The 24,167-nt window shown below is 58.2% G+C and carries 19 protein-coding genes, 1 riboswitch and 1 other annotated feature; of the genes, 18 read left to right on the forward strand and 1 reads right to left on the reverse strand.

The window, feature by feature from the left end; all coding sequences use genetic code 11:
* Positions 1 to 402 precede the first annotated feature (402 nt).
* From ETC00_RS13420 to ETC00_RS13505, 18 genes are all read left to right on the forward strand, one after another.
* Positions 403 to 1,446: a nucleotidyltransferase family protein gene (locus ETC00_RS13420; RefSeq protein WP_171566578.1), complete on the forward strand. Its 1,044-nt coding sequence runs from the start codon at positions 403 to 405 to the stop codon at positions 1,444 to 1,446.
* Positions 1,443 to 2,639: a glycosyltransferase family 4 protein gene (locus ETC00_RS13425; protein WP_171566579.1), complete on the forward strand. Its 1,197-nt coding sequence runs from the start codon at positions 1,443 to 1,445 to the stop codon at positions 2,637 to 2,639. Before ETC00_RS13420 ends, ETC00_RS13425 begins: the two co-directional genes overlap by 4 nt.
* Before the next feature lie 19 nt (positions 2,640 to 2,658).
* Positions 2,659 to 3,687, forward strand: a complete 1,029-nt coding sequence (locus ETC00_RS13430) for a glycosyl transferase (RefSeq protein WP_253264301.1) — start codon at positions 2,659 to 2,661, stop codon at positions 3,685 to 3,687.
* 5 nt (positions 3,688 to 3,692) lie between these two features.
* Positions 3,693 to 5,114 (forward strand): phosphomannomutase/phosphoglucomutase, encoded by a 1,422-nt coding sequence (locus ETC00_RS13435; RefSeq protein WP_171566581.1) that lies wholly within the window; start codon positions 3,693 to 3,695, stop codon positions 5,112 to 5,114.
* Between the two features lie 96 nt (positions 5,115 to 5,210).
* Positions 5,211 to 6,194, forward strand: a complete 984-nt coding sequence (manA, locus tag ETC00_RS13440) for a mannose-6-phosphate isomerase, class I (protein WP_171566582.1) — start codon at positions 5,211 to 5,213, stop codon at positions 6,192 to 6,194.
* Between the two features lie 161 nt (positions 6,195 to 6,355).
* Positions 6,356 to 6,838, forward strand: a complete 483-nt coding sequence (locus tag ETC00_RS13445; protein WP_171566583.1) for a ferritin-like domain-containing protein — start codon at positions 6,356 to 6,358, stop codon at positions 6,836 to 6,838.
* A gap of 99 nt (positions 6,839 to 6,937) precedes the next feature.
* Positions 6,938 to 8,116: a response regulator gene (locus ETC00_RS13450; RefSeq protein ID WP_171566626.1), complete on the forward strand. Its 1,179-nt coding sequence runs from the start codon at positions 6,938 to 6,940 to the stop codon at positions 8,114 to 8,116.
* Positions 8,117 to 8,243: 127 nt separating this feature from the next.
* Positions 8,244 to 8,609, forward strand: coding sequence for a response regulator (locus tag ETC00_RS13455; RefSeq protein ID WP_171566584.1), 366 nt, complete (start codon positions 8,244 to 8,246; stop codon positions 8,607 to 8,609).
* Between the two features lie 479 nt (positions 8,610 to 9,088).
* A complete protein-coding gene (locus ETC00_RS13460; RefSeq protein WP_171566585.1) occupies positions 9,089 to 11,263 on the forward strand; it encodes an NAD-dependent epimerase/dehydratase family protein in 2,175 nt (724 codons plus the stop codon).
* Positions 11,256 to 12,146 carry a hypothetical protein gene (locus tag ETC00_RS13465; protein WP_171566586.1) on the forward strand — a complete coding sequence of 297 codons (891 nt, stop codon included), beginning with the start codon at positions 11,256 to 11,258 and terminating at the stop codon, positions 12,144 to 12,146. The genes ETC00_RS13460 and ETC00_RS13465 overlap by 8 nt, the downstream gene beginning before the upstream one ends.
* Positions 12,143 to 13,978: a DUF2194 domain-containing protein gene (locus ETC00_RS13470; RefSeq protein WP_171566587.1), complete on the forward strand. Its 1,836-nt coding sequence runs from the start codon at positions 12,143 to 12,145 to the stop codon at positions 13,976 to 13,978. The genes ETC00_RS13465 and ETC00_RS13470 overlap by 4 nt, the downstream gene beginning before the upstream one ends.
* A complete protein-coding gene (gene pelF / locus ETC00_RS13475) occupies positions 13,975 to 15,426 on the forward strand; it encodes a GT4 family glycosyltransferase PelF (protein WP_171566588.1) in 1,452 nt (483 codons plus the stop codon). The genes ETC00_RS13470 and pelF overlap by 4 nt, the downstream gene beginning before the upstream one ends.
* Complete coding sequence (gene pelG, locus ETC00_RS13480; RefSeq protein WP_171566589.1) at positions 15,402 to 16,817, forward strand: exopolysaccharide Pel transporter PelG; 1,416 nt, start codon at positions 15,402 to 15,404, stop codon at positions 16,815 to 16,817. Before pelF ends, pelG begins: the two co-directional genes overlap by 25 nt.
* Positions 16,818 to 16,839: 22 nt before the next feature.
* Positions 16,840 to 18,555 carry a CotH kinase family protein gene (locus tag ETC00_RS13485; RefSeq protein WP_171566590.1) on the forward strand — a complete coding sequence of 572 codons (1,716 nt, stop codon included), beginning with the start codon at positions 16,840 to 16,842 and terminating at the stop codon, positions 18,553 to 18,555.
* 18 nt (positions 18,556 to 18,573) lie between these two features.
* On the forward strand, positions 18,574 to 19,281 hold the full coding sequence (locus ETC00_RS13490; protein WP_171566591.1) for a polyphosphate polymerase domain-containing protein: 708 nt from the start codon (positions 18,574 to 18,576) through the stop codon (positions 19,279 to 19,281).
* A 50-nt stretch (positions 19,282 to 19,331) separates the two neighbouring features.
* Positions 19,332 to 20,012, forward strand: a complete 681-nt coding sequence (locus ETC00_RS13495) for a DUF4956 domain-containing protein (RefSeq protein WP_171566592.1) — start codon at positions 19,332 to 19,334, stop codon at positions 20,010 to 20,012.
* Between the two features lie 138 nt (positions 20,013 to 20,150).
* Positions 20,151 to 20,394 (forward strand) — a binding site (T-box leader).
* 103 nt (positions 20,395 to 20,497) lie between these two features.
* On the forward strand, positions 20,498 to 20,998 hold the full coding sequence (locus ETC00_RS13500; protein ID WP_171566593.1) for an Lrp/AsnC family transcriptional regulator: 501 nt from the start codon (positions 20,498 to 20,500) through the stop codon (positions 20,996 to 20,998).
* Complete coding sequence (locus tag ETC00_RS13505; protein WP_171566594.1) at positions 20,995 to 22,173, forward strand: aminotransferase; 1,179 nt, start codon at positions 20,995 to 20,997, stop codon at positions 22,171 to 22,173. The genes ETC00_RS13500 and ETC00_RS13505 overlap by 4 nt, the downstream gene beginning before the upstream one ends.
* Before the next feature lie 41 nt (positions 22,174 to 22,214).
* On the opposite strand, the gene ETC00_RS13510 is transcribed toward ETC00_RS13505, so the two are convergent.
* Positions 22,215 to 23,669 (reverse strand): amino acid permease, encoded by a 1,455-nt coding sequence (locus tag ETC00_RS13510; protein WP_171566595.1) that lies wholly within the window; start codon positions 23,667 to 23,669, stop codon positions 22,215 to 22,217.
* Positions 23,670 to 23,775: 106 nt separating this feature from the next.
* A riboswitch (Lysine riboswitch) is annotated at positions 23,776 to 23,964 on the reverse strand.
* Positions 23,965 to 24,167: the final 203 nt, after the last annotated feature.

Below are 24,167 nucleotides of genomic sequence, written 5' to 3' on the forward strand. Positions count from 1 at the left end.
TAGCGAGATTTATGGAAGAGTATGGAGAAAACGAATTGTAATGTGGGAAATATCCTCATTTTTAGTGAAAGTCGGGAAAAATCGCTGAAATCCACGGTTGCCAGGAAGTTATCATAATTTTACCATATGAATTGTTAGCACTCACACCAATCGAGTGCTAACAGTAGTGGTGCGACAAGCGTGAAGAACACAGGCTTCAGCCGGTTCGACGCCGCACGTTACCGTTGTCTTTCCAGAACCCATACGGCACATCGCTGTTAGTTCCTGAGTGCTGTGTAACAAAAAAGAAGATTGTTCATAAATGGAAATTTTTTATTTCTCATTTTTCCAAATGAAGGTAAAAGATTTCGTTTATGTGCAAGCTTCTTTTTTATTTTCTCAAAAAAGGGAGGATGATGACTCGTGAAGGCATTGCTGTTGGCGGGTGGTTTGGGCACCCGGCTGAGACCGCTGACGGAAAATCTGGCAAAACCAATGGCTTTGGTGGGAAACCGCCCGTGGCTGGAGCATCTCATCGTTCACCTCAAACAGCAGGGAATCGTCGATTTTGTGATTGCCGTCAAGCATTATCCGGAAATGATTCAACGGTACTTTGGCGACGGACAGGCGTGGGGCGTCAACATCGAATACGCCGTGGAAAAAAAACTGTTGGGCACGGCAGGGGCGATCAAAAACGCGGAAACACTGCTGAGCGACCGTTTTTTGGCGGTCAATGCGGACATCGTTCACCAGGTCTCGCTGCTCCCGCTGCTGGACTTCCACGTGAAGCACAAGGGAGGCGTCACGATCGGGCTGACCGAGGTGGATGACCCGTCGCAGTTCGGCGTGGTGGAACAGCGTGACACCGGGGAAATTATCCGCTTCGTGGAAAAGCCGGACAAGGAGTCGGCGCCGTCCAACCGGATTAACGCCGGTATCTACGTGATGGAAAAAGAGGTGCTGAAGTGGATACCGCAGGGACGGGAAGTTTCGATCGAACGGGAGACGTTCCCGCTGCTGATCGAACGGAACGTGGGGGTCTACGGCACGTTGATCGACGGCTACTGGATGGATCTGGGGACGAAAAACCGTTACCGGCAGGTGCACTGGGACCTCTTGGACCGCAAGCTGTCCCTGCCGCTGCGAGAAAAAGAACACGGCACGGGCATCCTGATCGGGGAGGAGAGCGAGGTCGCCCAAGGCGTGCTGATCGTGCCGCCGGTGCTGATCGGCCGGCGGGTAAAAATCGGCGAGCGGAGCGTGATTGGACCGTATGCGGTGATCGGCGACGGCTGCGAACTGGGCAAGGGCGTCCGCTGCTCGGAAACGATCATGTGGAACGGCTGCAAGGTGCGTGACGCGGCCCAGTTGAAAAACTGCATCATTGGATACGGATTGGAGCTGGAAGCCAGCCACATATTGCATGAAGCGGTGATGAACCGGACAGCGGGAGGAGGACAAGGATGATCCAGGTGGCTTACATGAGCACGTACGTTCCGAAAAGGTGCGGACTGGCGACGTATACCCATCACCTGCGGCATTACGTGAAACAGGCGAACCTGTGGAACGCAGCGGACCCGGTGATCGTGATGACCGACGGGGATGAACAGGAGTACGGGAACGATCAGGCGCTGTGGCCGCTTGCCAAACACGACAGGGAGGCGTATCGGGCGATGGCGCAGAGAGTGAACGCGAGCGGCGTGTCGGTCGTCTCCCTGCAGCATGAGTTTGGCATTTTTGGCGGGGAAGCAGGGGCGTATGTGCTGGACTTTGTACGCGAGCTGAAAAAACCGCTGGTCACGACCTTCCACACCGTGTTTGCCTCGCCTAAGGAACCGTACCGGTCGATTCAGCGGGAGATTGCCGAACGGAGCGATCGGATCGTCGTAATGAATCGCCGGGCCGTCGGCTATCTGCGGCAGTCGTTCGGGATTCCGGAAGCGAAAATCGCGTTTATCCCGCACGGCACCCCCGTCCCCGACCCGCAGCAGCGGGAGGCTGTTCGGCAGCGGTTGAACTGGGCGGATAAAAAAGTCGTGATGACGTTTGGCCTGCTCAGCCGCGGAAAAGGGTTGGAACTGATTTTGGAGGCGCTGCCGCAAGCGGTCAAGGATGTCCCCAACCTGCTCTACGCGGTGGTCGGCCAAACCCATCCGGAAGTGAAGAAACGGGAAGGAGAAGCGTACCGGGAGGAGCTGATGGAGCTGATCCGGCGAAACCGCCTGGAACGCCATGTGGTGATGATCGACCGGTACGTGGACGAAGCGGAACTGGTCCAATTTCTGACGGCGTGCGATTTGTACGTCACCCCTTACCCGGGAATGGAGCAGATCACCAGCGGCACGCTGGCCTATGCCGTCGGGCTGGGACGTCCGGTGTTGAGCACGCCGTACAGCTATGCCCAGGATTTGCTGGAGGGCTGCGACGAGCTGCTGATTCCGTATGGCGAGCCCGACCGGTGGGCGGAAAAAATCGCGTCGCTCTTGCGTGACGACAGCCTGAGGCGGGACTGGGAGGCAAAGATCGGCCGCGTCGGCTCCGCCATGCACTGGCCGCAGATCGGCAAGCGCTGCGCTTCCCTGTTTGCCACCCTCTCCAAACAGTCCGGCAGCACGTTTGAACAGACGGAGGGGACACCCGTTGCGGCCCTTTCCCGTTAGCTTTCGACACCTGGAGAGAATGACCGATGACACCGGACTGTTGGAGCACTGTCTCGGAAACATCCCGCGCCGCCGGGAGGGCTATACAACCGATGACAACGCCAGAGCGCTGTGGGCGTGTGCCGTTTGGCGGCAGCATGCGAACCGGACAGGCGACCGCGATTTGCTGGCGACCCTTGACCGCCTGATCGACCGCTATCTCGGGTTTCTTCTGTGGGTTCAGCAGGAGGATGGCAGCTTTCACAACAACATCGGCTACGACCGCAGGCCGGAACCGGAGAAGCCGTCCGACGACTGTCTCGGACGTGCGCTGTGGGCGTGCGCGGTCGCATCGGCGTCGCTTCCCGACAGCGGCCGGCGGTTTGTCGCCTCCCAACTGCTTGCCAAAGGGCTGCCGCGGGCGACGGCGATGAAGTTTCCGCGCGGATGGGCCTTCGCGCTGGCAGCGTGCAGCTTTTTGGCCAGGAACGGCAGCGGCTCTGCCGATTCTGCCGCCTGCATGGAGCTGATCGAGCTGTTTGAAGAACGGCTGATCCGGCTGTACCGGGAGGCGTCCGGAGATGGTTGGCATTGGTTCGAGCCGGTGATGACCTACGGAAACGGCGTACTGCCGTGGGCGCTGTTTTCCGCCTACCGCGTGACGAAGCGGGAGGAGACGCTGGAAATAGCCAAAGAGAGTCTCCATTTTCTGATCGCCAAGATGACCGGACAAAACGGCGTGATTCGCCCCATCGGCAACCGGGGCTGGTGCACGCCGCAGTCCCGCAGCGACTGGGATCAGCAGCCGTTGGAAGTAATGAAACTGGCGCTCGCTTCGGCGGAAGCCCATGCGGTACTGGCTGATCCTATGTACTGGCAAACAGTGGAAAAATGCCGGGCGTGGTTTTACGGCGGCAACGATGGAGCCGTGCCGATGGCAGATGCGGCGGAAGGCAGCTGCTGCGACGGACTGACACCAAACGGAGCCAATCTGAATCGGGGAGCGGAATCGACCCTGTCCTACTTGCTGACGGAAGCGATTTATCACAATGCGGTGACTGGAGGTTGATGCATATGGACGTTACGGCTGCACACGGCATTCACATCCCGTCCCACGTTTTCCGGGAGTACGACATCAGGGGCAGAGCCGGGAAAGAGATTCATCCGGCGTTTGCCTGGCTCCTGGGGAGAGCGTTTGGCCGAAAGCTGAAGGCGGCCGGGCTGGACAAGGCGGTCGTGGGGAGGGATAACCGGAAATCCTCGCCGGAGCTGCAAACCGCTCTGATGGCCGGGCTTCTTCGCTCGGACATCCGCGTCGTCGATATCGGTGAGGTGACGACACCGATGTTTTACTACAGCCTGGAGCATCTGGACATTCCTTCCGGGCTGATCGTGACGGCAAGCCACAACCCCGGTGACGAGAACGGCTTTAAAATTGCCATGGACAAGACCACCATCTACGGCGAGGCGATTCAGGACCTGTACAACACCATGCGCGCGCTGCTCGCCGAGGAAGGCGTGCCGCACCAACCTTTCTCCCTACAGGAAGGAGTGGAGCGGGTGGACATCGAACAGCCCTATCTGGCGATGCTCAGGGAAAAAATTGTCCTTGGACCGCGCAAAGTGAAGGTGGTGGCTGACTGCGGCAACGGCACCCCCTCGCCGTTCGTGCCGAAAGCGCTGGTCCAGTGGGGCTGCGAAGTGGTTCCGCTCTACTGTGAATCCGATCCCAATTTCCCTCATCATCATCCCGATCCGGTCGACCCGAAAAACCTGCAGGACTTGATTCGCAAGGTGCGCGAAGAAAAAGCCGACCTCGGGGTGGCCTTCGACGGCGATGGCGACCGCCTGGGCGTCGTCGACGAGCAGGGCAATGTCCTGTGGGGCGATCAGCTGATGATTTTGTTCTGGCGGGAGATCCTGCCGAAACATCCCGGATGCCAGGCGCTGGTGGAAGTAAAATGCTCGCGGGCACTGGTGGAAGAAATCGAGAAGCTGGGCGGAGTGCCCGTGTTCCACCGCACCGGCCATTCTCATATCAAAGCCTCGATGAAACGGCTGAACGTGCCGTTTACCGGTGAAATGTCCGGCCACATCTTCTTCAAGGACGAGTATTTCGGCTTTGACGACGCGCTCTACGCGGCGGGGCGGCTGCTTCGCATCTTGACCAACAGCGACAAGCCGCTGTCAGCGTTGTTTGCCGACATTCCCCGCTACCACGCCACGCCGGAGACGAGAGTCCCCTGCGAGGAAAGCAAAAAGCGGACCATCCTGGACAAGGTCAAACAGTATTTCCGGCCCGAGCGCGAGATTATTGACGTGGACGGCGCGAGGGTGATCTTCCCGAACGGCTGGGGACTGATCCGCGCCTCCAACACGCAGCCGATTTTGGTCCTGCGGGCGGAGGCGGAATCGGCGGAAGGGCTGGCCGAGATCAAACGGGAGATCGAGAAGTCTCTTGCGTTTGCCGATTCCGCGCTGACGGTGGACTGGTAACCTCGAAACAGCGGACTCGTGTACCCGTACCATCTTGTCGTGATTCGCTGGCAGTGCCTGTTTGCATACTGAGATCAACCGGGGTGAGTGAGGAAAATGAACGCGTATCCGTTACTGTTTTCACCGATGTATCATCAACGGATTTGGGGCGGCAATCGCCTGCGTACATTATTCGGCTATCCCATTCCCAGTGAGCAGACGGGTGAGGCGTGGGTCATATCCGATCACCCGAAAGGCAGAACCACGATCAGAAACGGCGTCTATCGCGGAAAGACGATCAGCGAACTGCTGGCGGAACAGCCCGATTGGTTTGCGCCGAAGCGTCCGGACCGCTTTCCGCTGTTGGTGAAACTGTTGGACGCCAACGACTCGTTATCCGTACAGGTACATCCCGACGACCGCTTTGCCCATGTCCATGAGAACGGCGAACTGGGAAAGGCGGAATGCTGGTACGTCGTGCACGCCGAACCTGGAGCAGAAATCGTGTACGGCCATACCGCCAGGACGCGGGAGGAACTGGCGGAGATGGTGAAGGCCAGCCGCTGGGACGACCTGTTGGTGCGAGTCCCGGTGCGGACCGGCGACTTCTTCTACATTCCGCACGGCACGCTCCACGCGCTGGGCAAAGGCATTGTCGTCCTGGAAATTCAGCAAAACTCAGACGCCACATACCGCGCCTACGACTACGACCGCGTCGACCAGTCCGGACGGAAGCGCGAACTGCACATCGACAAGGTGCTGCAGGTAACCAATGTGCCGAACAAGCCGGCACAGATCCGGGCAAAGACAGCAGGCAGCCGCTTCCTGCAGGTGAACCACTACCTGGACAGCCCGTTTTTCACGGTAGAAAAATGGACGCTGCACGGCTCGCGCGAAGAAGAGTCCGGGGACCGGTTCTCCCTCGTGTCCGTTCTCGCCGGATCAGCCCTGCTGGAATGGAGCGGCGGTGAGCTTACGGTGAAAAAAGGGGATCACCTGCTGTTACCGAGAACATTGGGCAGGTACAGACTGGCGGGCGACATGGAAGCGATAGTCTCCTTCCCGCCGGGACAGGCGGCCACGCTGCGAAAAGCGGGCTGAACGCGTCAGATGGCGCGAGCGATGCAAAGACCCTGGCAAAGGGTCTTTTTCATTTTTTTCTGGCAGCCCACGATATTCCCTGCGCATCTGGGTTCACTACCTCATGGGCACAACCATAAGCTGGGGTATACATCATCTTTACACATGTGGAGGAGATTCTCATGCATGGTTATCCGATAGCTTTTCCCCGCTACTGGCCCAGGCTCGTACGGCAGCCGGGATTTAGCGAACCGCGCGATCGGGCGCTGGCCGCCGATATCTTGCGGGCCACCCAACGTGAAGAGCGGGCCATCAATTATTTCAGCAGGCTGATAGAGCTGGCCCCCAACGACAGCATCCGGACGGTTTTGAACATCATCCGCGACGAGCGGATCAAGCATTCCCAGCGATTCGCGACAATCTACCGGCAGTTGACCGGACGGGCGCCGCAAGTGAGGCGGGAAGAAGTGCCGGCACCGGAATCATTTGCCCGGGGATTGGAATTTGCCATCCGGGACGAGCTGGCCGCCGCCGATCTGTACCGGGACATTGCCGATCGGGCGGTGACGCTCGCGATCAGAAGGGGGTTCACCCGAGCAGCAGAAGACGAGCTGCGGCAATCCAATGTGCTGATGAACATGCTGGCACAGTTGGGAGCGTCGTAGATGGCTGGCGGAGGCCAGCTGAAAACGGGCGGCCTGTCTTTGCGGGCCGCCCGTGATCGTGTTCAGAAATTGTTGAGATCGAATGCCTATGATAATAGAATGTGCGGCTTGTGTCGGATTCGGGTTGAAAAAGCGAGGTGTGAAACTCTGAAAGCCGTATTGGTTGACGATGAACCTCTGGCTTTGTACCACCTGGAAACACTGCTGCGGGAATGCGGAGGTCTGGAAATCGTCGGGCGATATCAAAATCCCCGCCGCGCTTTGGATGAGCTTTCGCAGGTAAAGCCCGACGTCATCTTTCTCGATGTGGAGATGCCCGAGTTGAACGGCATCGAAACGGCGGAACAGGTGCTCAGACTCTCGCCTGAAACGGATCTTGTCTTTGTAACGGCCTATGATGAGTACGCGGTCAAGGCGTTTGAGCTCAACGCACTGGACTACGTGCTAAAACCGGTTCAGCGCGACCGCCTGATCAAAACGGTGCAGCGGCTGATTGACAGGCGGTATGAGACGCACGTCGTTTCGCTCGCAGGACAAGCCATCATGATCCGCTGCTTTCAGTCCCTGCAGATCGAGATTCCGCCGCGCGGACCGGAACCCATCCGCTGGCGGACGGCCAAAGCGCAGGAACTGTTTGCGTACCTGGTTCATCGGCGGGGCCAGCCCGTTCGCAAAGATGCGCTGCTGGAATTGTTCTGGCCGGATGCGGACCACAAAAAAGGTTTTGCCCGGCTGTACACAACCATCTACCAGATCAGAAAAACATTGAAAGAGCTCAACGTCGGCATTCACATCAGCAACTGCGACGACGGCTATCTGCTGGACATGAAACACGTCAGGGTGGATGTGGATGAATGGGAGCGCGGCATAAGGATGTGGTCCCCCGTTACGCGGGAAAGACTGTCCGAACACTTGCGCTTGCTTGAATTGTACCGCGGAGATTACCTGGACGACTACGACTACATATGGGCGGAAAGCGAGCGGCAGCGGCTGCGGACGCACTGGTTTTACCACGCGAATCATGTAGCCGGCTATCTGGAGTCTGTTGGCGAATACGCCCGAGCGCTGGCCGTCTATCACCGCATCCAGCGCTTTCACCCGCATGTGGAAGAGACGTACGTAAAGCTGATGAAGCTGTATGACAGACTAGGCGACCGCAATGCCGTGGTGAGAGAGTACATGAACCTGAACAGGATGTTGAGCGAAGAGTACGGCGTCGCCCCCCACAAGGCCGTTCGGGAGTGGTATCTGCGTTGGAAGAAAACGCAAAGCAGGTAGTCTCTTCTCGGCCCCGGATTGGCTCGAAAGTCATGTGCGTCATGTCATGCTTTGCGAGCGGCGAAATATGGTAAGAAGGAGGGAATATACTAGTGCGGCACCAGGACAGAAGAAATGGGGAGTACCAGTGAAAACGACCATGATTGTCGATGACACGGCGTTGACCAGGGGATTCCTTCGCGACATGCTCGAATCGCTCGGGCTGAAGGTGGTGGTGGAGACGGAGTCGGGAGAGGAGGCGGTCAAACAATTTATGCTGTTCCGTCCCGACCTGGTCGCCGTGGATGTATCTACACCCGCCATGGACGAATTGGCGGTGGTGAAAAAGATCAGGAAAATCGACGGAAAGGCCAAGATCATCGTCTGTTCAGCCGTTGTGCAGCGGGATGCCATCATGCGGACGATCGACGCGGGCGCGTCCGACTTTCTGGCCAAACCGCTGCAGAAAGACCGGGTGGCATGGGCCATTCAACACCTCAAAGAAATCGGATAACAGATAGGAGAAAAGTACCGAGCAGAGCCGGCAAGCCGCGAACGGTTTCGGGAACCACGCACAAGTGATCGCCCGACAGCGAGCGGATGAAAAGCCTCCGCGCGAAAAAACTCGATAATCATACGTGGCAAGATGGTTGATCGCCATAGTATAATAGTCCTATTCATTGGCTATGTATGGAAATTTTCCTCGTCCCGACCGCCCTGTATTCACCTCATACCTGCTTAACGCCCGTTGAAATATCAAAGCAGACCAACAGCCGGCAGACTAGGCGCATCTGCAGCGGCAGCAGTCGGAGACGAGGCGTCTGCGGCCTGCGTGAGCAGACACGACAGCACAAGCAGGAATGCAACGAATGAATCAAATGATCTAGGTTTTCGTACTTGTTCAAGGTCTTATGTCCCAAAGCGGATGGGAATTCCGAATAAAACGAACGTAATTGTCAATTGTTGTCGATTGTCTATTGGAGGTGTCTGTGCGTGAACGTTCTCGTAACGGGAGGATATGGCTTCATCGGGTCCTCGGTGGTCGAACGTTTTCACAAAGAGGGTCATCGGGTGTACATTATCGACAACCTGTCTACGGGCAGGCGGGAACGCGTGACCGTCCCCCACAAAGCGTACATCTACAGCGTGGATGACCGGGCCTGCGAAGAAGTATTTCGCAGCGTGGGATTCGACGTCGTGGTTCACCTGGCGGCCCATACGAGCGTCATGGACTCACTGGAACGCCCCTGCCACGATGCGGAGGCGAACATCCTCGGGCTGCTCAACATGCTGAATTGCGCGCGGCTGCACGGCGTCAAAAAGTTTATTTTCGCTTCGTCCGCGGCCGTCTACGGCGATACCGCCCAGCTTCCGATCCGTGAAGAGACAGCCTGCCATCCGCTGTCGCCCTACGGGATGAACAAGCGGCTGGGAGAGATGTACTGCGAGAAATGGCAGGAGTTGTACAAGCTCGATACCTTGTGCCTGCGCTTCTCCAACGTATACGGCCCCCGTCAGAGCAGCTCAGGGGAAGGGAGCGTCATTTCCGCCTTTCTGAACCAGGCACGGGAAGGCAAACCGCTGTATGTCTTTGGCGACGGAACGCAGACGCGCGATTTCATCTACGTCGACGATGTGGCCGATGCCATTTACCGCGGCGCCACGAGCAATGTGACGGGCATCTACAACGTGTCGACGGGCGTGGAAACCAGTGTGAACGAGCTGATCGAGCTGGTCCGAACGCTGGTTCCGATAAATGATGTCCAGTACCTCGACAGCAGGCCGGGCGAGATCACCCGCTCCTTGCTGGACAACAGCCGGCTGAAGCACGACCTGGACTGGGTGCCGCTCTATTCGCTGCAGGAGGGGATTGCCAAAACCTACGAATGGATGCTGCGGCAGGAGGCGGTTGCGGCCCGTGAAGAGGCAGCACCCGCAAGAGAGACGCCCAGATGGTGGCGGATCGTCCGGCCGTATGTGGAAAACGGGCTGGCCTTTGCCGCAGTCGTCCTGCTGTCCCGCGACCAGAGCGGTCTTTTATACGAATATGGCATTGATTTTCGGCTGTTGTACATTCTGCTGATCGGGCTGCTCTACGGCTCGCGCCAGTCGTTTCTCTCCGCTGCGGCGGTGATCAGCCTGTATGTGGCCGACAACCTGGCCAACGGGCGCGCCTGGGGCTCGCTGTTGTTTGACCCGGAAACGCTGTTTGTCGCCGCAGTCTACCTGTTTTTCGGCCTGTCGGTCGGGTTTGTGCGGGACAAATACAAAAAAGAGCTGGCGTTTGCCAAAAACGAGCTGGCGGTGGAAGCGCAGCGGTATAAGCTGCTGATGGACGTGTACAAGGACACGCGCAGCGTCAAGGAGTCCCTGCAGCGACAGGTGCTGACCAACAGGGACAGCCTGGGCCGCATCCATGCGCTCGTGACCGAACTGGAGAGCCTGGAGCCGGAACAGGTGGTCAGCGCAGCGGTGAATGTGATGGAAGACCTGATGGAGTCCAGGAAAATCTCGATCTATGCCGTATCGGCGACCGGCTACTTGCGGCTGCTGTTGCAGTCCAACGACGACGAACTGCGCGCCCCCCGTTCGCTGCACCTGAGAGACGTGCCGGAACTCTCCGAGGTCGTTACGTCGCAGCGCTTGTGGGTGAACAAAAATCTGGTGCCGGAGCTGCCGATGCTGGCAGCGCCGGTGGTTCACCAGGGAGAGACGGTCGCGCTGGTCTGCGTGCACGAGCAGGGGTTTGAACAGTTTACCCTGTACCACGAAAACCTGTTTCGGATTGCCGTAGACATGATTTCCCGCTCGCTCTCCCGTGCCTTTATCTACGTGGCCGCCACGCGCAGCGAACGCTTCGTGGAGGAGACCCCGATTTTGCAGGAGGGAGCCTTTTTGGAAGTGTTGCGCAGCAAACAGGCGGCCAAGAAACGGTACCAGGCCGCGTACACCTTGCTGCACGTGGAAACCTCCGAAAACGGCTTCAAGGAAACGGCTGCGCGTCTTGCCCACCTGCTGCGCGACACGGATTATATCGGGCTGTTGCGGGGACAGCTGGTGCTGCTCCTGTCCAACTCCGGGCCGGAAGAGGCCGGGGCGGCAATGGAGCGGCTGCAAAAATACGGCGTGGCAACGCGCCTGGTGAGCGAGGATACGGTCTATGCTTAACGGAGCAATTGCGGCTTATTACGTGCTGACGGCGGTGTATCTGGTGATCCTGTTTCGCCGCCGGGAACCGATGCGCGGCGGCAGGGCAGCGCTGGCCTGCCTGCTCCCGTTTGCCGGGTTGCCGCTGGTGTTGGTCGCCAGCAGGGCGGGGGCCAAGAGTGCGTCCGCCAATCCGGACCGATTCGCCGACGTGGTGGGACTGAAGGCGGATTCGGGAGGCGTCCTGGTCAAAGTGGATCTGGAGAAGGAGACGTCGATTGTGCCGATTGAAGAGGCACTGGTGCTCAATGATCACACCACCCGCCGCCGGATCGTGATGGACGCTCTCAAGGAGGAAACGCTGGACCTCGTCAGCTACCTCGCCAAGGCCGCCCGTAACGATGACAGTGAAACCGCCCACTACGCCGTCACCGCCATTGTGGAAATGAAACGGGGGATGATGGCCGAACTGCAGCGGTGGTCGGTCGAACGGGAGCGTTCCCCTGATGATCCGACCGTGTTGGCCGGGTATGCCAACGCGTTGAAGCGGTATATCGGCAGCGGGCTGATGGATGCCGAGATGGAGCGCACCTACCGCCTGCAGCAGGCGGATGTACTGGAGCGTTTGATCCGACGTGAGGACTGCGGGGAAGAGGCGTTTGCCGACAAGGTGGAATGCGAACTTCTCCTGCGCCGCTACGACAGGGCAGAAGCAGCCTGCGAGCGGTTTCTCCAGGCTTATCCGCAATCGGAGATGGCTTATTACACGGCGCTGAAACTGTATTACTCGCTGCGGGCCGTCATGAAGTTTCACGAGACGCTGAACAGGCTGAAAGAATCGTCCATCACCGTGTCGTATCCGACTTTGCAGATTATCCGGTACTGGAGCAGGGATTTCGTATGATAATCAGGACAAAATCGCTCAGACGCATGATTGTGCTGCTCGTCTTCGTACTCCTGCTGACGCTGTTGATGCAGATGTCCCGTTCAACGCTGGTGATGCGCTGGAATGGGTTCAACGACGGACTTAGTGCCAAGGCCGCGGCCCGCAACGCGCTGACGCCTGCGGAGCTGGCCCGCATCGATCAGGAACGGCTGGTCATCCTGGCAGACCCGAATGACGCGATGAGCCAAAAGGTGGCGTATCAGGCGGAACAACTCCTGATCGGGATGAAAAAGCAGTTTGAGCGGTTGCCTGTGGGAAGCGCCGTGCCTGTTCCAGCGCCCGATGGCGTGATTGTGACCGTGTCCGATTTGACGCGGCTTGCCGGATCGGAATGGCTGAACGGCTACGTGGCGCGGGGCGGCCGCGTATTGCTGGCGATCGAGCCGGACAACAACGAGGCGTTTTCCGCCATGTACCGCCGGCTGGATATCGTTGAGATCGGCACGTACGTGGATACCAGCGAGATTCACCTCCACACCAACGTGCTGCTCGGGTTTGCCGACAGCGTGTTTCGCGATCCCGGCCTGCAGAATCACGTGCTGCGCGTCAAGCTGGGACAGCGCAGCCGCGTTCACGTCTCGGCGGGGGAACATGTGCCGCTGTTGTGGGAGGCGCCGTATGAAAAGGGAGCCTACATTGTGTTCAACAGCGTGCTGCTGCAGGAGAAGATCAACCGCGGACTGTTTGCGGGCGCCATCGGCGTGCTGCTGCCCGACCTGATCTATCCGGTGCTCAACGCCAAACTGATGTTTCTCGACGACTTTCCCGCCCCGTTCCCCCAGGGAACCCATCCCATCATCGACCGGGACTACCGGATGGATTTGCCGCAATTTTTCAAGAAAGTGTGGTGGCCGGACATGATCCGGCTGGCGCGCAGGCACGATCTGAAGTACACAGGGGCGCTCATCGTCACTTACAGCGACCGGGTTACCCCGCCGTTTGACTGGGAGAACGAAGCGGACGTCTCCAGCCTGGTGATGTACGGGCGCGAACTGCTGAAGGAAGGGGGAGAAATCGGCATCCACGGCTACAACCATCAGTCGCTGACCACCATTCCGCGGTTGTCGCGGGCGTTTGGCTACAACGTGTGGTCGAGCCAGCAGGAGATGAAGGACTCGCTTCGCTCCTTGCGGCAGTACGTCGAGTCTGTCTTTCCCCACTACCCGCTGCGTACCTACGTGCCGCCGTCCAACGCACTGGATGGTGCGGGGCGGCAGGTGCTGAAACAGGCGTTGCCCGACCTTGACAACATCTCGTCCCTCTACATCGAAGACCACCAGGATATCTCCTATGTGCAGGAATACAAACTGGCTCCCGACGGCTTGGTGGAGCTGCCGCGCGTGACGTCCGGGCACTTGATCGATGAGTACGACCGCTGGGCGATGGCCAACGCAGTCACCGCTCATGGCATCTTTTCCCACTTTGTTCACCCGGACGACGTGATTGATGAGGAACGGGGCGGCAAAGAAAGCTGGCGCGATCTGTACACGCGCCTGGATGAGTTCCTGGAACTGGTGCAGGACAAATACGGTTGGCTGCGGCCCATGACCTCGGCAGAGGCGAGCGCTGAGGCAAGGCGTACGCTAGTGAGCCAGCCTGTGTTTGAACGGCGTCCAGATGGCCTAACCGGCTACATCAACGGCTTTTCCGGCCCGCAGTACTTTCTGCTGCGGACCGACCGAAACATCGTGCGCACGAAGCAGTGCGAAGTGCGGCGCATCGATCAGGGCGCATTTCTGGTGCGCGCCGATCAAGAAATCTTTTCAATTGATTGGACGGATAAACCATGAAAATTTGTATTGTTGCGGAAGGTTCCTATCCGTATGTGACCGGCGGGGTGTCCAGTTGGATTCATGACCTGATCAACTCCATGCCCCAGCACGAGTTTGTCATATTTGCCATCGGAGCGGAGGAGCGAAACAGGGGGAGATTCTCCTACCGGCCGCCCGACAATGTATGCGAGGTTCGTGAAGTGTTTCTCGACACCTTTTTGCAGGAAGAAGGCCGCTGGGGCCGCCGGATTGAACTGAGCGGCAAAGAACGGGACGCCTTGCAGGGGCTGATTGTCGGCGAGCGGGATACCGACTGGGAGACACTGTTTCAGCTGCTGTGCGGCGGGCGCTGGGATGCGTCCACGGAATTTTTGATGAGCCAGGATTACTTTGATCTGTTGAGCGATGTGGCACGACAGCGGTACGAGCAGCTTCCGTTTCGGGAGTTGTTCTGGACGGTCCGTTCCATGCTGCTGCCGCTGATGCAGCTGCTTCGCCACCCGCTTCCCGAGGCGGACCTGTACCACGCCGTCTCGACCGGGTACGCCGGTGTCATCGCCAGTCTGGGCAAGCACCGCTACGGCCGTCCGATGCTTTTGACCGAGCACGGCATCTATTCCCGCGAGCGGGAGGAGGAGATCATCAAGGCGGACTGGGTCAAAGGGTATTTCAAAGACTTGTGGATTCGCTATTTTTACGGTCTGGCCCGCTGCGCCTACCAGTATGCCGACCAGGTGGTGACGCTGTTCAACCGAAACCGGGAGATCGAGATCGAGCTGGGCTGCCCTGAGTCAAAAATCGCGATTATCCCCAACGGCATCAAGGCGGACGAATACGTCGACCTGCCGCGAAAAACGGCGGACGACCCGGCCGTTCACATCGGTGCCATCGTGCGAGTGGTGCCGATCAAGGACATCCGGACGATGATCCAGAGCTTCGCTGTGGTCAAGCGGGAAGTGCCGCAAGCCAGGTTTAGCATCATGGGGCCGTACGACGAGGACCCGGACTACTACCGCGAATGCGTGGAACTGGCGGAAATGCTGGGCGTGCGGGATCTCACATTCACGGGCAGCGTCGACGTCAAGACTCGCATCGGCAAGCTGGACGTGGTCGTGCTTACCAGCATCAGCGAAGGGCAGCCGCTGGCCGTTCTGGAAGCGATGGCGGCGGCCAAACCGGTCGTGGCGACCGACGTCGGAAGCTGTCGGGAACTGCTCTACGGCAGCGAGGCGGGCGGGGTGGAAGGCCGCGCCGGGCTGGTCGTGCCGGTGCTGGACGACAAAGAGATTGCCCGCGCCATCATCACCTTGTGCAATAGCGAATCGCTGCGCCGGGAAATGGGAGAAAACGGACGGCGCCGCGTCCTGTCGGCGTATACCCACGAGCAGTTCATTTCCCGTTACGAATCGCTGTACGCCTCGCTCGGAAAGGAGGAGAAGACATGGCAGGTATCGGCTTCCAGCTAAAGCGGCTGTTTGACCGTGAAGGCCTGTTTGGCCGCGTGCAGGCCATCTCGTACGCTTCGCTGGTGACGGTGGGGCCGATTCTGAGCTGTATGGCGGCGGTCGCGGCCGTCCATTGGCTGCTCGTCACAGAAATGGCGCCGTATCGGGCCCGGCTGCTGTTTCAGGCGGGAACAGCGTACGTCTTTGCCTTTTCGTTTATCGTCGCGGCTCCGTTCTCCATGCTGTTTACCCGGCTTGCGTCCGACCAGCTCTACGATAAACGCTACGACGAACTGCTGCCGACGTTTTATAGAAGCCTGCAGCTGGCGCTGGGCAGCGCTGCGGTGCCCGCTGCGGCTTTTCTCCTGCTGGCGCCGCTGGAGCTGGCGGAGAAGCTGGTGTTGGTTGTGATGTACATGGAGCTGATTGTCATCTGGATGGGCGTGGTGTACGTGTCGGCGATGAAAGCGTACCGCCGGATTGCCGGGGCATTTTTCGCAGGCATGCTGCTGGCGATGATTGCGGTCTGGCTGTACGTTCGTCTGGAAGGGGAGCATCTGGCAGCGTGGGGGCTGTTTGCCGGATTGGCCGGCGGATTTTTTGTCACGGCATCGGTACTGCTGTGGGAGATTGAGCGTTTCTTTCGCACACCCAAGCCGCTGTATCCGAATGGATTGGTCTCGTATCTGCGCCAGTATCCCTCCCTGTTGGCGATCGGCCTGTTCACCGCCTTCTCGATGTATGCGCATCAGTTTGCCCAGTGGGTGTTTCACGGCGAGTGGCTGGAGGGGACGTTTCTGCTTGCTCCGGAATACGATGTGGCCGTCTACTACGCCGTCCTCTCCGTGCTGCCGACGCTGGTCTGGTTCGTGGTGTCGGTGGAGACGGCATTTTACCCGAAGTATCGCCAGTATTACGACGCGATTCTTGGACAGGGAAGCATTATCGAGATCGACCGCGCCCGCCGCGAGATGGAACAGGTGCTGATCGGCGAGATGGCCAAGCTGATGGGGATTCAACTCGTCTTTTCGCTGGTGGCTGTAGCCTGCGGCATCCTGTATCTGCCCTACATCGGTTTTACCGCCCAACAGGTGGATACCTTCAACATTTTGGTTATGTCCTTTTACACGTACATCATGACCAGTGTTTCGCTGTTGCTGTTGCTCTACTTTGATGATCGAAAGGGAGCGCTGGCGCTCTCGGCGATCTTTTTGGCGGCCAACATAGCAGCTGCCTGGGCCCTGCGCGACATCGAATACCAGGGGCTGTCCCTGTTTGCCGCCTCGTTTCCCGTCCTCATCGCCACTCTGAGCAGGCTGATATACCGGCTGCGCCGGCTGCACTACGCGACGTTCAGCGCACAGCCGCTGGCATCGCGGGAGCAAGACCGGATGCGCGGCAGGGCAGGGTGACAATGGAGGAGGAAAAAATGGAATGAAACAGATATGGAGAAGCGGGTGGCTGGCTGTCTTGCTGGCGATAAGCGTCGCAGCTGGCGGTTGTGCGCCGGACGCAGATGTCAGCCAGCCGCAGGTGGAGGGGCCGGTCGTGCCGCCTGCCGTGGAGTACGCGCCCAAATTGCAGGAAAATCGGCTGGTCTACGATAAGGATCAGCCGGGAAGCGTCGTACACCTGTACATTACCGTGACGGATGACAACCTCAGCGCCGAGCGGCCGATGACCTGGGCGGAGTTGAACCGCATCGCCAACGAGAACGACAACACGGTCGAGCGAAAACTGAACGTCATCGTGCAGGAAGGGACGGATCAGGGACCACAAAAGGGGATGTTTGGTTACGGAACGAACGAGCCCAACGCTTCCATCACCCTTCGGGGCAAGTCGTCGATCAAGGCGATGCAGAAGTCGTACAAGATCAGGCTCTTTGACAATGCCGGCTACTGGCGGGATCAGCGGACCATCAACCTGAACAAGCACGTGTACGATTTTTCCCGGCTGCGCAACAAACTGAGCTTTGACTACTTCAAGCAGCTGCCGGACATCACCAGCCTGCGCACCCAGTTCGTTCACCTGCATGTCAGGGATCTCACCAGCGGGCGGGCGCAGGCGCCGTTTGAGGATTACGGCCTGTACACCCAGATTGAACAGCCCAACAAGTCGTTTCTCCGGACGCACGGGCTGGACCCCTACGGCCATCTGTACAAGGCTACCAACTTTGAGTTTTTCCGCTATCCCGACAAGTTGAAAATGGCGGACGATCCCACGTACGACAAACAGGCTTTCGAGTCCGTCCTGGAAATCAACGGTTCCCATGACCATGCCAAACTGCTGCGCATGCTGGATGATGTGAATGACATGACCAAGGATTTCGACGAAGTCTTTGACCGCCATTTCGACCGCGACAACTTCCTGACCTGGATGGCGGCCAACATCCTGATGGACAATGTTGACACGATGACACAAAACTTTTTCCTCTATTCTCCGCTGAACGCGGAAAAATGGTATTTCCTCCCATGGGATTACGACGCGGCGTTTGATTTTTACGGCAGCCCGGCCGGTAATCCCAATGAGCGCGCATTGTGGGAGCGGGGGATTCATAACTATTGGGGCAGCGTGCTGGCCAACCGGTTTTTTAAAAATCCGCAAAACGTCGAGCAGCTTGTGGCCAAAGTGCGCCAACTTCGCACCATCATCAATCCGGAAAACTCGCGGCGCATGATCGAGACGTACAAACCGGTCGTGTCCGCTTTCGTCAGACGCGAACCGGACATCCGCTACCTGCCGGGGCGGGTGGAGTTGTACGAGCAGGAGCTGGAGCGGATCATCCAAATGCCCGTGAAGAATGAGCAGGCATTCATCGCCAGCTTGCAGGCACCGATGCCGTATTATCTGGCAGATGTGGAGCAGGCGAACGGAACGCTGACGTTTCGCTGGGGGATGTCGTACGACCTGCAGGGCGATGAGCTGACCTACCGCTTCCAGTTGGCGAAAGAGCCGTCGTTTGCCCGCCCGTTGGTGGATCGCGATGGTTTGAAGGGAACCTCGCTCGTGCTGAACGGCATCGGCAAGGGCCGTTACTTTTGGCGAGTCACGGTGAAGGACGCGAAGGGGCACGTGATGACGGCCTTTGACAAGTTCTTTGACGAGAACGGCAACGTCTATAACGGCGTCCGCGACTTTTACGTGAAATGACGGGAGGGGAGCCTGTGCGTGCATGGAAACGGAAACACGCTGCGTCATGAACTGAAGTACTATATTCATCCGCACGATTACGTCGGGTTGCGCAACCGGCTGCGGGCGCTCCTTCCCTTGGACCGCCATTCCGTAAACGACGAAGGCTACCACATCCGCAGCCTGTATTTTGACGACATCCGGGAGAGCGCGCTGTACGACAAGATCAGCGGTTACTTCCAGCGGAAAAAGTACCGCATCCGCATCTACAACGTCAGCGACCGGATCATCCGGCTGGAGCGAAAAAGCAAGTGGAACGAGTACGTGCTCAAGGAATCGGCCCCGTTGACCCGCAGTCAGGTGTACCGGCTGCTGGAGGGTGACATCGACTGGTTGGCGGACAAGGGGCAGCGCCTGTTGGCTGATTTTTACCAGGATCTCAAGGCAGGTGCGATGAGGCCGTCCGTCATCGTCGACTACATCCGGGAGGCGTATGTGGATGTTTCCACCAACACCCGGGTTACCTTTGACAAACAGCTGGCAGCCGGGCTTCATTCGTTTGACCTGTTTGACCCCAACCTGGCTACCTGGGAAGCGATCCAGGGGCCGCGGATGATCATGGAGATCAAATTCCGGCGCTTTTTGCCGGGGACGATTCGCTCGCTGGCGCAGGTGTCGGCTCACCAGCGTTCGGCGATCTCCAAGTACGTCCTGTGCAAGGAGAGGCAAAAAGTATACGACCGCTAACGGCGGATACGCGGTGGGATGCACTGTATGGATGGGAAAGGAAGTGCGTTATGGACGAGCTGATTACGTTTCGGGATATCATCAAAAAAAGCGTGCTCAACCTCGGGGCGTTTACCAATGTATCGTGGGTGGACATGTGTCTGAGTCTTTTGGTCGCGTTTGCGGTCGGCATGTTTATCTACTACGTGTACCGCGTCTGCTACCGGGGAGTGGTATACAGCCACAATTACAACGTCACGTTCGTGCTGATGACGATTATCACCGCGCTGATTATCATGACCATCAGCACCAACATCGTGCTCTCGCTCGGCATGGTTGGAGCACTCAGCATCGTCCGGTTTCGGACGGCGGTCAAGGATCCGATGGACATCGTCTACATGTTTTGGGCTATCTCGGCGGGCATTGCCGCGGGGGCGAAAATATACTCCGTTGCCATCGTCGGTTCGCTGGTGGTGGGTCTTACGATCTGGTGGCTGACGCGGCGCAAGGAAGCCTCCTCCCCCTATCTGTTGATCCTGCATTACGAAGCGATTGCCGAAGACGAGGTCAAGCGGCGGATTCGGAAAATGAACGCCGTGCTGAAGTCAAAGACGGTGCGCAAGGAGCTGACCGAGCTGACGGTGGAACTGCGGATTCGCGACGACAACACCGCGTTTGTCAACGATTTCTCTGCATTGGAAGGGGTCAAGGACGTGGTGCTGGTCAGCTACAACGGCGAGTACGCCCAGTGATGATGTCCCCCTTGTTTGGGAAACCGGCCTGCGGGGAGGAAGGTAGGGCGTATTGACAAACGCGGTCAACTGTTTTTATAATCTCTCATGCTTACCTCCTTCCTTGCACCAGCGAAGGAGCCGACAGATGCATAGCATACCACGGCATTGAAGAGGAAGAGTAAGAGAGGGCGCTGACGTTCAGAGAGCCTGCCTGCAAGCTGAGAGGGGGGCCGTCATCTCTCTTTGAAGCCGCCTTGGAGCTCCTGCTTTTGAAATTGCGAGTAGAAAGCAGCGGATCAGCCCCCGTTATCGGGTGAAAGTCTGTGCAGGACTTTCCGAGTCTGCTTTTCGTGAGGAGAGCAGAAAAGCTGAGTGGTACCGCGATTCCGTCGCCTCAGCAATCGAATCTTTGGGACGAATGTTCCGGGTTCGGTTGCGGGGCGATTTTTTGTTGGAGTACGCGGGTTGGCCACGCGCAATTTTACAGGAATGGAGTGGAAGTAATGGATCGTCAAAAGCAGCGTGAACTCTTGCGGCTGCTGGAACAGGACAGCCGCCTGACCCCGGAACAGATCGCCAGCTTGTTGGCCGAACCGGTGGATAGCGTAAAAGAGACAATCGCCCGGCTGGAAGCGGATAAAGTGATCGTCAAGTATCCCGCGCTGATCAACTGGGAGCTGGTGGAGGACCATCCGTACGTGACGGCCATGATCGATGTCAAGGTGACGCCGAAGCGGGAAGTGGGTTTTGACGAGGTGGCGGAGCGAATCTGCCGTTTCCCGGAAGTGAAGGCCGTCTACCTGATGTCCGGCGCCAGCTACGACCTGTCCGTCGTGCTGGAAGGAAAAACGATGCGGGAAGTGGCGTCGTTTGTGTCGCAAAAGCTGGCCACGCTGGATTCCGTCGTCTCGACCGCGACCCACTTTATCCTCAAGCGGTACAAACACGACGGCATTCAGTTTGAAGACAGAGACGAAGACCACAGGATGGTGGTAACCCCATGAGTCAGCAAATCAGTGTACGTCAGCGCTTGTCCGCCACGGTCGCCTCGCTCAAGCCGTCGGGCATCCGCCGTTTCTTTGACCTGGCCGCTTCGATGGAAGGGGTCATCTCGCTCGGGGTAGGGGAACCGGATTTCGTCACCCCGTGGCGCGTGCGGGAAGCCTGCATCGCCTCGCTGGAACGGGGCTACACGGCGTATACCTCCAATGCCGGTCTCATCGAGCTGCGCAGGGAGATTCACAAGTACCTGGAGGAGCGCTTCGCCGTCTCGTACCATCCGGAAAAAGAGATCATGATTACAGTCGGCGCCAGTGAAGCGATTGACATCGCGCTGCGGGCCATCGTCGATCCTGGCGACGAGGTATTGGTCGTCGAGCCCTGCTATGTCTCCTACGAACCGGTCATCCGTCTGGCCGGCGGGGTGCCGGTGTTTTTGCACACGCGCGCGGAGCAGTCGTTTAAATTAACGCCTGAGGAGCTGGAGGCGCACATCACGCCGCGCACCAAGGCGATCATCTTCTGCTACCCGAACAACCCGACCGGCAGCACGATGTCGGCGGAGGAGTGGAAGCGGCTGATCCCGATCCTCGTCAAGCACGATCTGCTGGTCATCTCCGACGAGATTTACGCGGAGCTGAGTTACGGTCAGCGGCATGAGAGCATCGCCGCCCTGCCCGGGATGAAGGAGAGGACGATCCTGATCTCCGGTTTTTCCAAAGCGTTCGCGATGACGGGCTGGCGCCTCGGCTACGTCTGCGCGCCGGAAGATCTGCTCGGCGGCATGCTGAAGATTCACCAGTACACCATGCTGTGCGCGCCGATCATGGCGCAGATGGCCGCTCTGGAGGCGCTGCGGCATGGTCAGGCGGACATGGAGAGGATGGTGGAAAGCTACCGGCAGCGGCGCAATTTCGTCGTGCAGGGATTCAAGGAGATCGGCCTGTCCTGCCACGAGCCGGAAGGGGCGTTTTACGCGTTTCCTTCGATCGCGTCCACCGGGCTGGATGCCGGCGAGTTTGCCGAGCGGCTGCTGATGGAGGAAAAGGTGGCCGTGGTGCCGGGTGATGTGTTTGGCGACAGCGGCAGAGGCCACATCCGCTGCTCCTACGCCACTTCCCTGGATCAGCTTGGGAAGGCGCTGGAACGGATGGGGCGGTTCGTGCAGCGACTGTCGTAAAAAGGGAAAGGCCGGGGGTTCCCCGGCCTTTGCTATACCGATTAGTTGGATATCGTTGATTCGTCCGTGGAGAGATCCACTTCCCGCAGCGGCACCACTTTCGTCTTTTTCACGGCTTTGTAGCCGAGCCAGACGATCAAAAACAGCGGCAGGCCGATGTACGAGACGAGAATGCCGTTCCAATCGATCGTCTCCCCGGTGAAGGCGGTGTAGTTTTGGCCGAGGATGACGAAACAGCAGACGACGAATGCGAAAATCGGGCCAAACGGGAACCACTTCGCCCGGTACGGCAGTTCGTTCAAATCGCGGCCTTGGGCTGCAAACGCTTTGCGGAAGCGGTAGTGGCTGATTGCGATGCCCAGCCAGGCAATAAACCCGGACATCCCCGAGGCGTTGAGCAGCCAGATGTAGACAGTCCCGTCGCCAAACAGGGAGGCGAGAAACGCAAACATCCCGATGCTGGCAGTCAGCAGCAGCGCATTAACCGGAACGCCCCGCTTGTTTACCTTGCTGAACAGCTTGGGCGCCTTTCCTTCCTTGGCCAGCGTCCACAGCATGCGGGTGGAGGCGTACATGCCGGAGTTGCCCGCCGACAGGACGGAGGTCAGGATGACGGCGTTCATGACGGATGCGGCAAAGGCGAGTCCGGCTTTTTGGAACACCAGCGTAAACGGGCTGATCGCGATGTTCTCGATGTCGCCGTTGACCAGGTTGGGGTTGTCGTACGGGATCAACAGCCCAATCACGAAGATCGCCAGGATGTAGAACAGCAGGATGCGCCAAAACACCTGCTTGATCGCTTTCGGCACGTTTTTGGCAGGGTTTTCGCTTTCACCCGCAGCGATCCCGACCAGCTCCGTCCCCTGGAAGGAGAAGCCGGCGATCATGAAGACGCCGAGCATCGCCATGAAGCCGCCGTTGAACGGTGCATCGCCGACGGTAAAGTTGCGGAAGCCGACTGCTTCACCGCCCATGATGCCCAAGATCATCAGCAGGCCGATGACGATGAAGATGATTACGGTCGCTACCTTGATGAGGGAAAACCAGTATTCCGATTCGCCGTATCCTTTTACAGACAAATAATTCAGACCAAACATAAGCGCGAGGAACAGGGCGCTCCACAAGATGGACGGCGTGTCGGGGAACCAGTATTTCATGATCAAGGCCCCGGCTGACAGCTCGACGGCGATGGTGATGGCCCAGTTGTACCAGTAGTTCCACCCCAGCGCAAAGCCGAGGGACGGATCGACGAACTTCGTCGCGTAGGTGGAAAATGAACCGGAGACGGGGAGAAACGCCGCCATCTCGCCCAAACTGGTCATCAGGAAGTAGACCATCAGGCTGATGGCCGCGTAGGCGACGAGTGCGCCGCCCGGACCGGCGGAGTGGATGGAGCCGCCGCTCGCCAAAAACAGCCCCGTGCCGATGGAGCCGCCAATGGCGATCATGGTCAGATGTCGGGCCTTGAGGCCCCGCTGCAGTTGATTGGATTCCATGAGTGCTTGCACGACCTTTCTACAAAGATAGTCAGAAGGAAGGTCGGACATAAAAAATACCGCCCCAACGAACAGGGCGGTACTGTTACATCCCCACCAAGCCTTCGTTGAAGATAGCACATCACGTTTGCCCGGCTCGCAAACGTGACAGTTCTGCCCCTTTCGAGTACAGCCCCAGCCCGTGTGCCCAGAGAATGCACAGCGGACTTCGGCGGCTTTTCCCTCCTCTGGAGTCATCGATCTTCTCTGGATCTCGTGCCAGAATCATATAAAAGCCGCGACCTCTATCCCCATCGCATGTGATGAGGATAATCTGTGAAGTTTTGTTACGGTTCAAGTATATAGAAAATCGCGGCAAAATCAAGCACTAAAAACTGTAAGAGGTCGTTTTGCATACAAAGCGATTAGCTGAAATGATTTTTTATTGAAGAACATGCACAAGACCAGCCATGAGATATTCATTTTTTACAAGCTTTCTGATGAAATAAAACGGCTGCC

The sequence above is a fragment of the Brevibacillus sp. MCWH genome, from assembly GCF_013096935.1.
Classification (GTDB): Bacteria; Bacillota; Bacilli; order Brevibacillales; family Brevibacillaceae; genus Brevibacillus; species Brevibacillus aydinogluensis.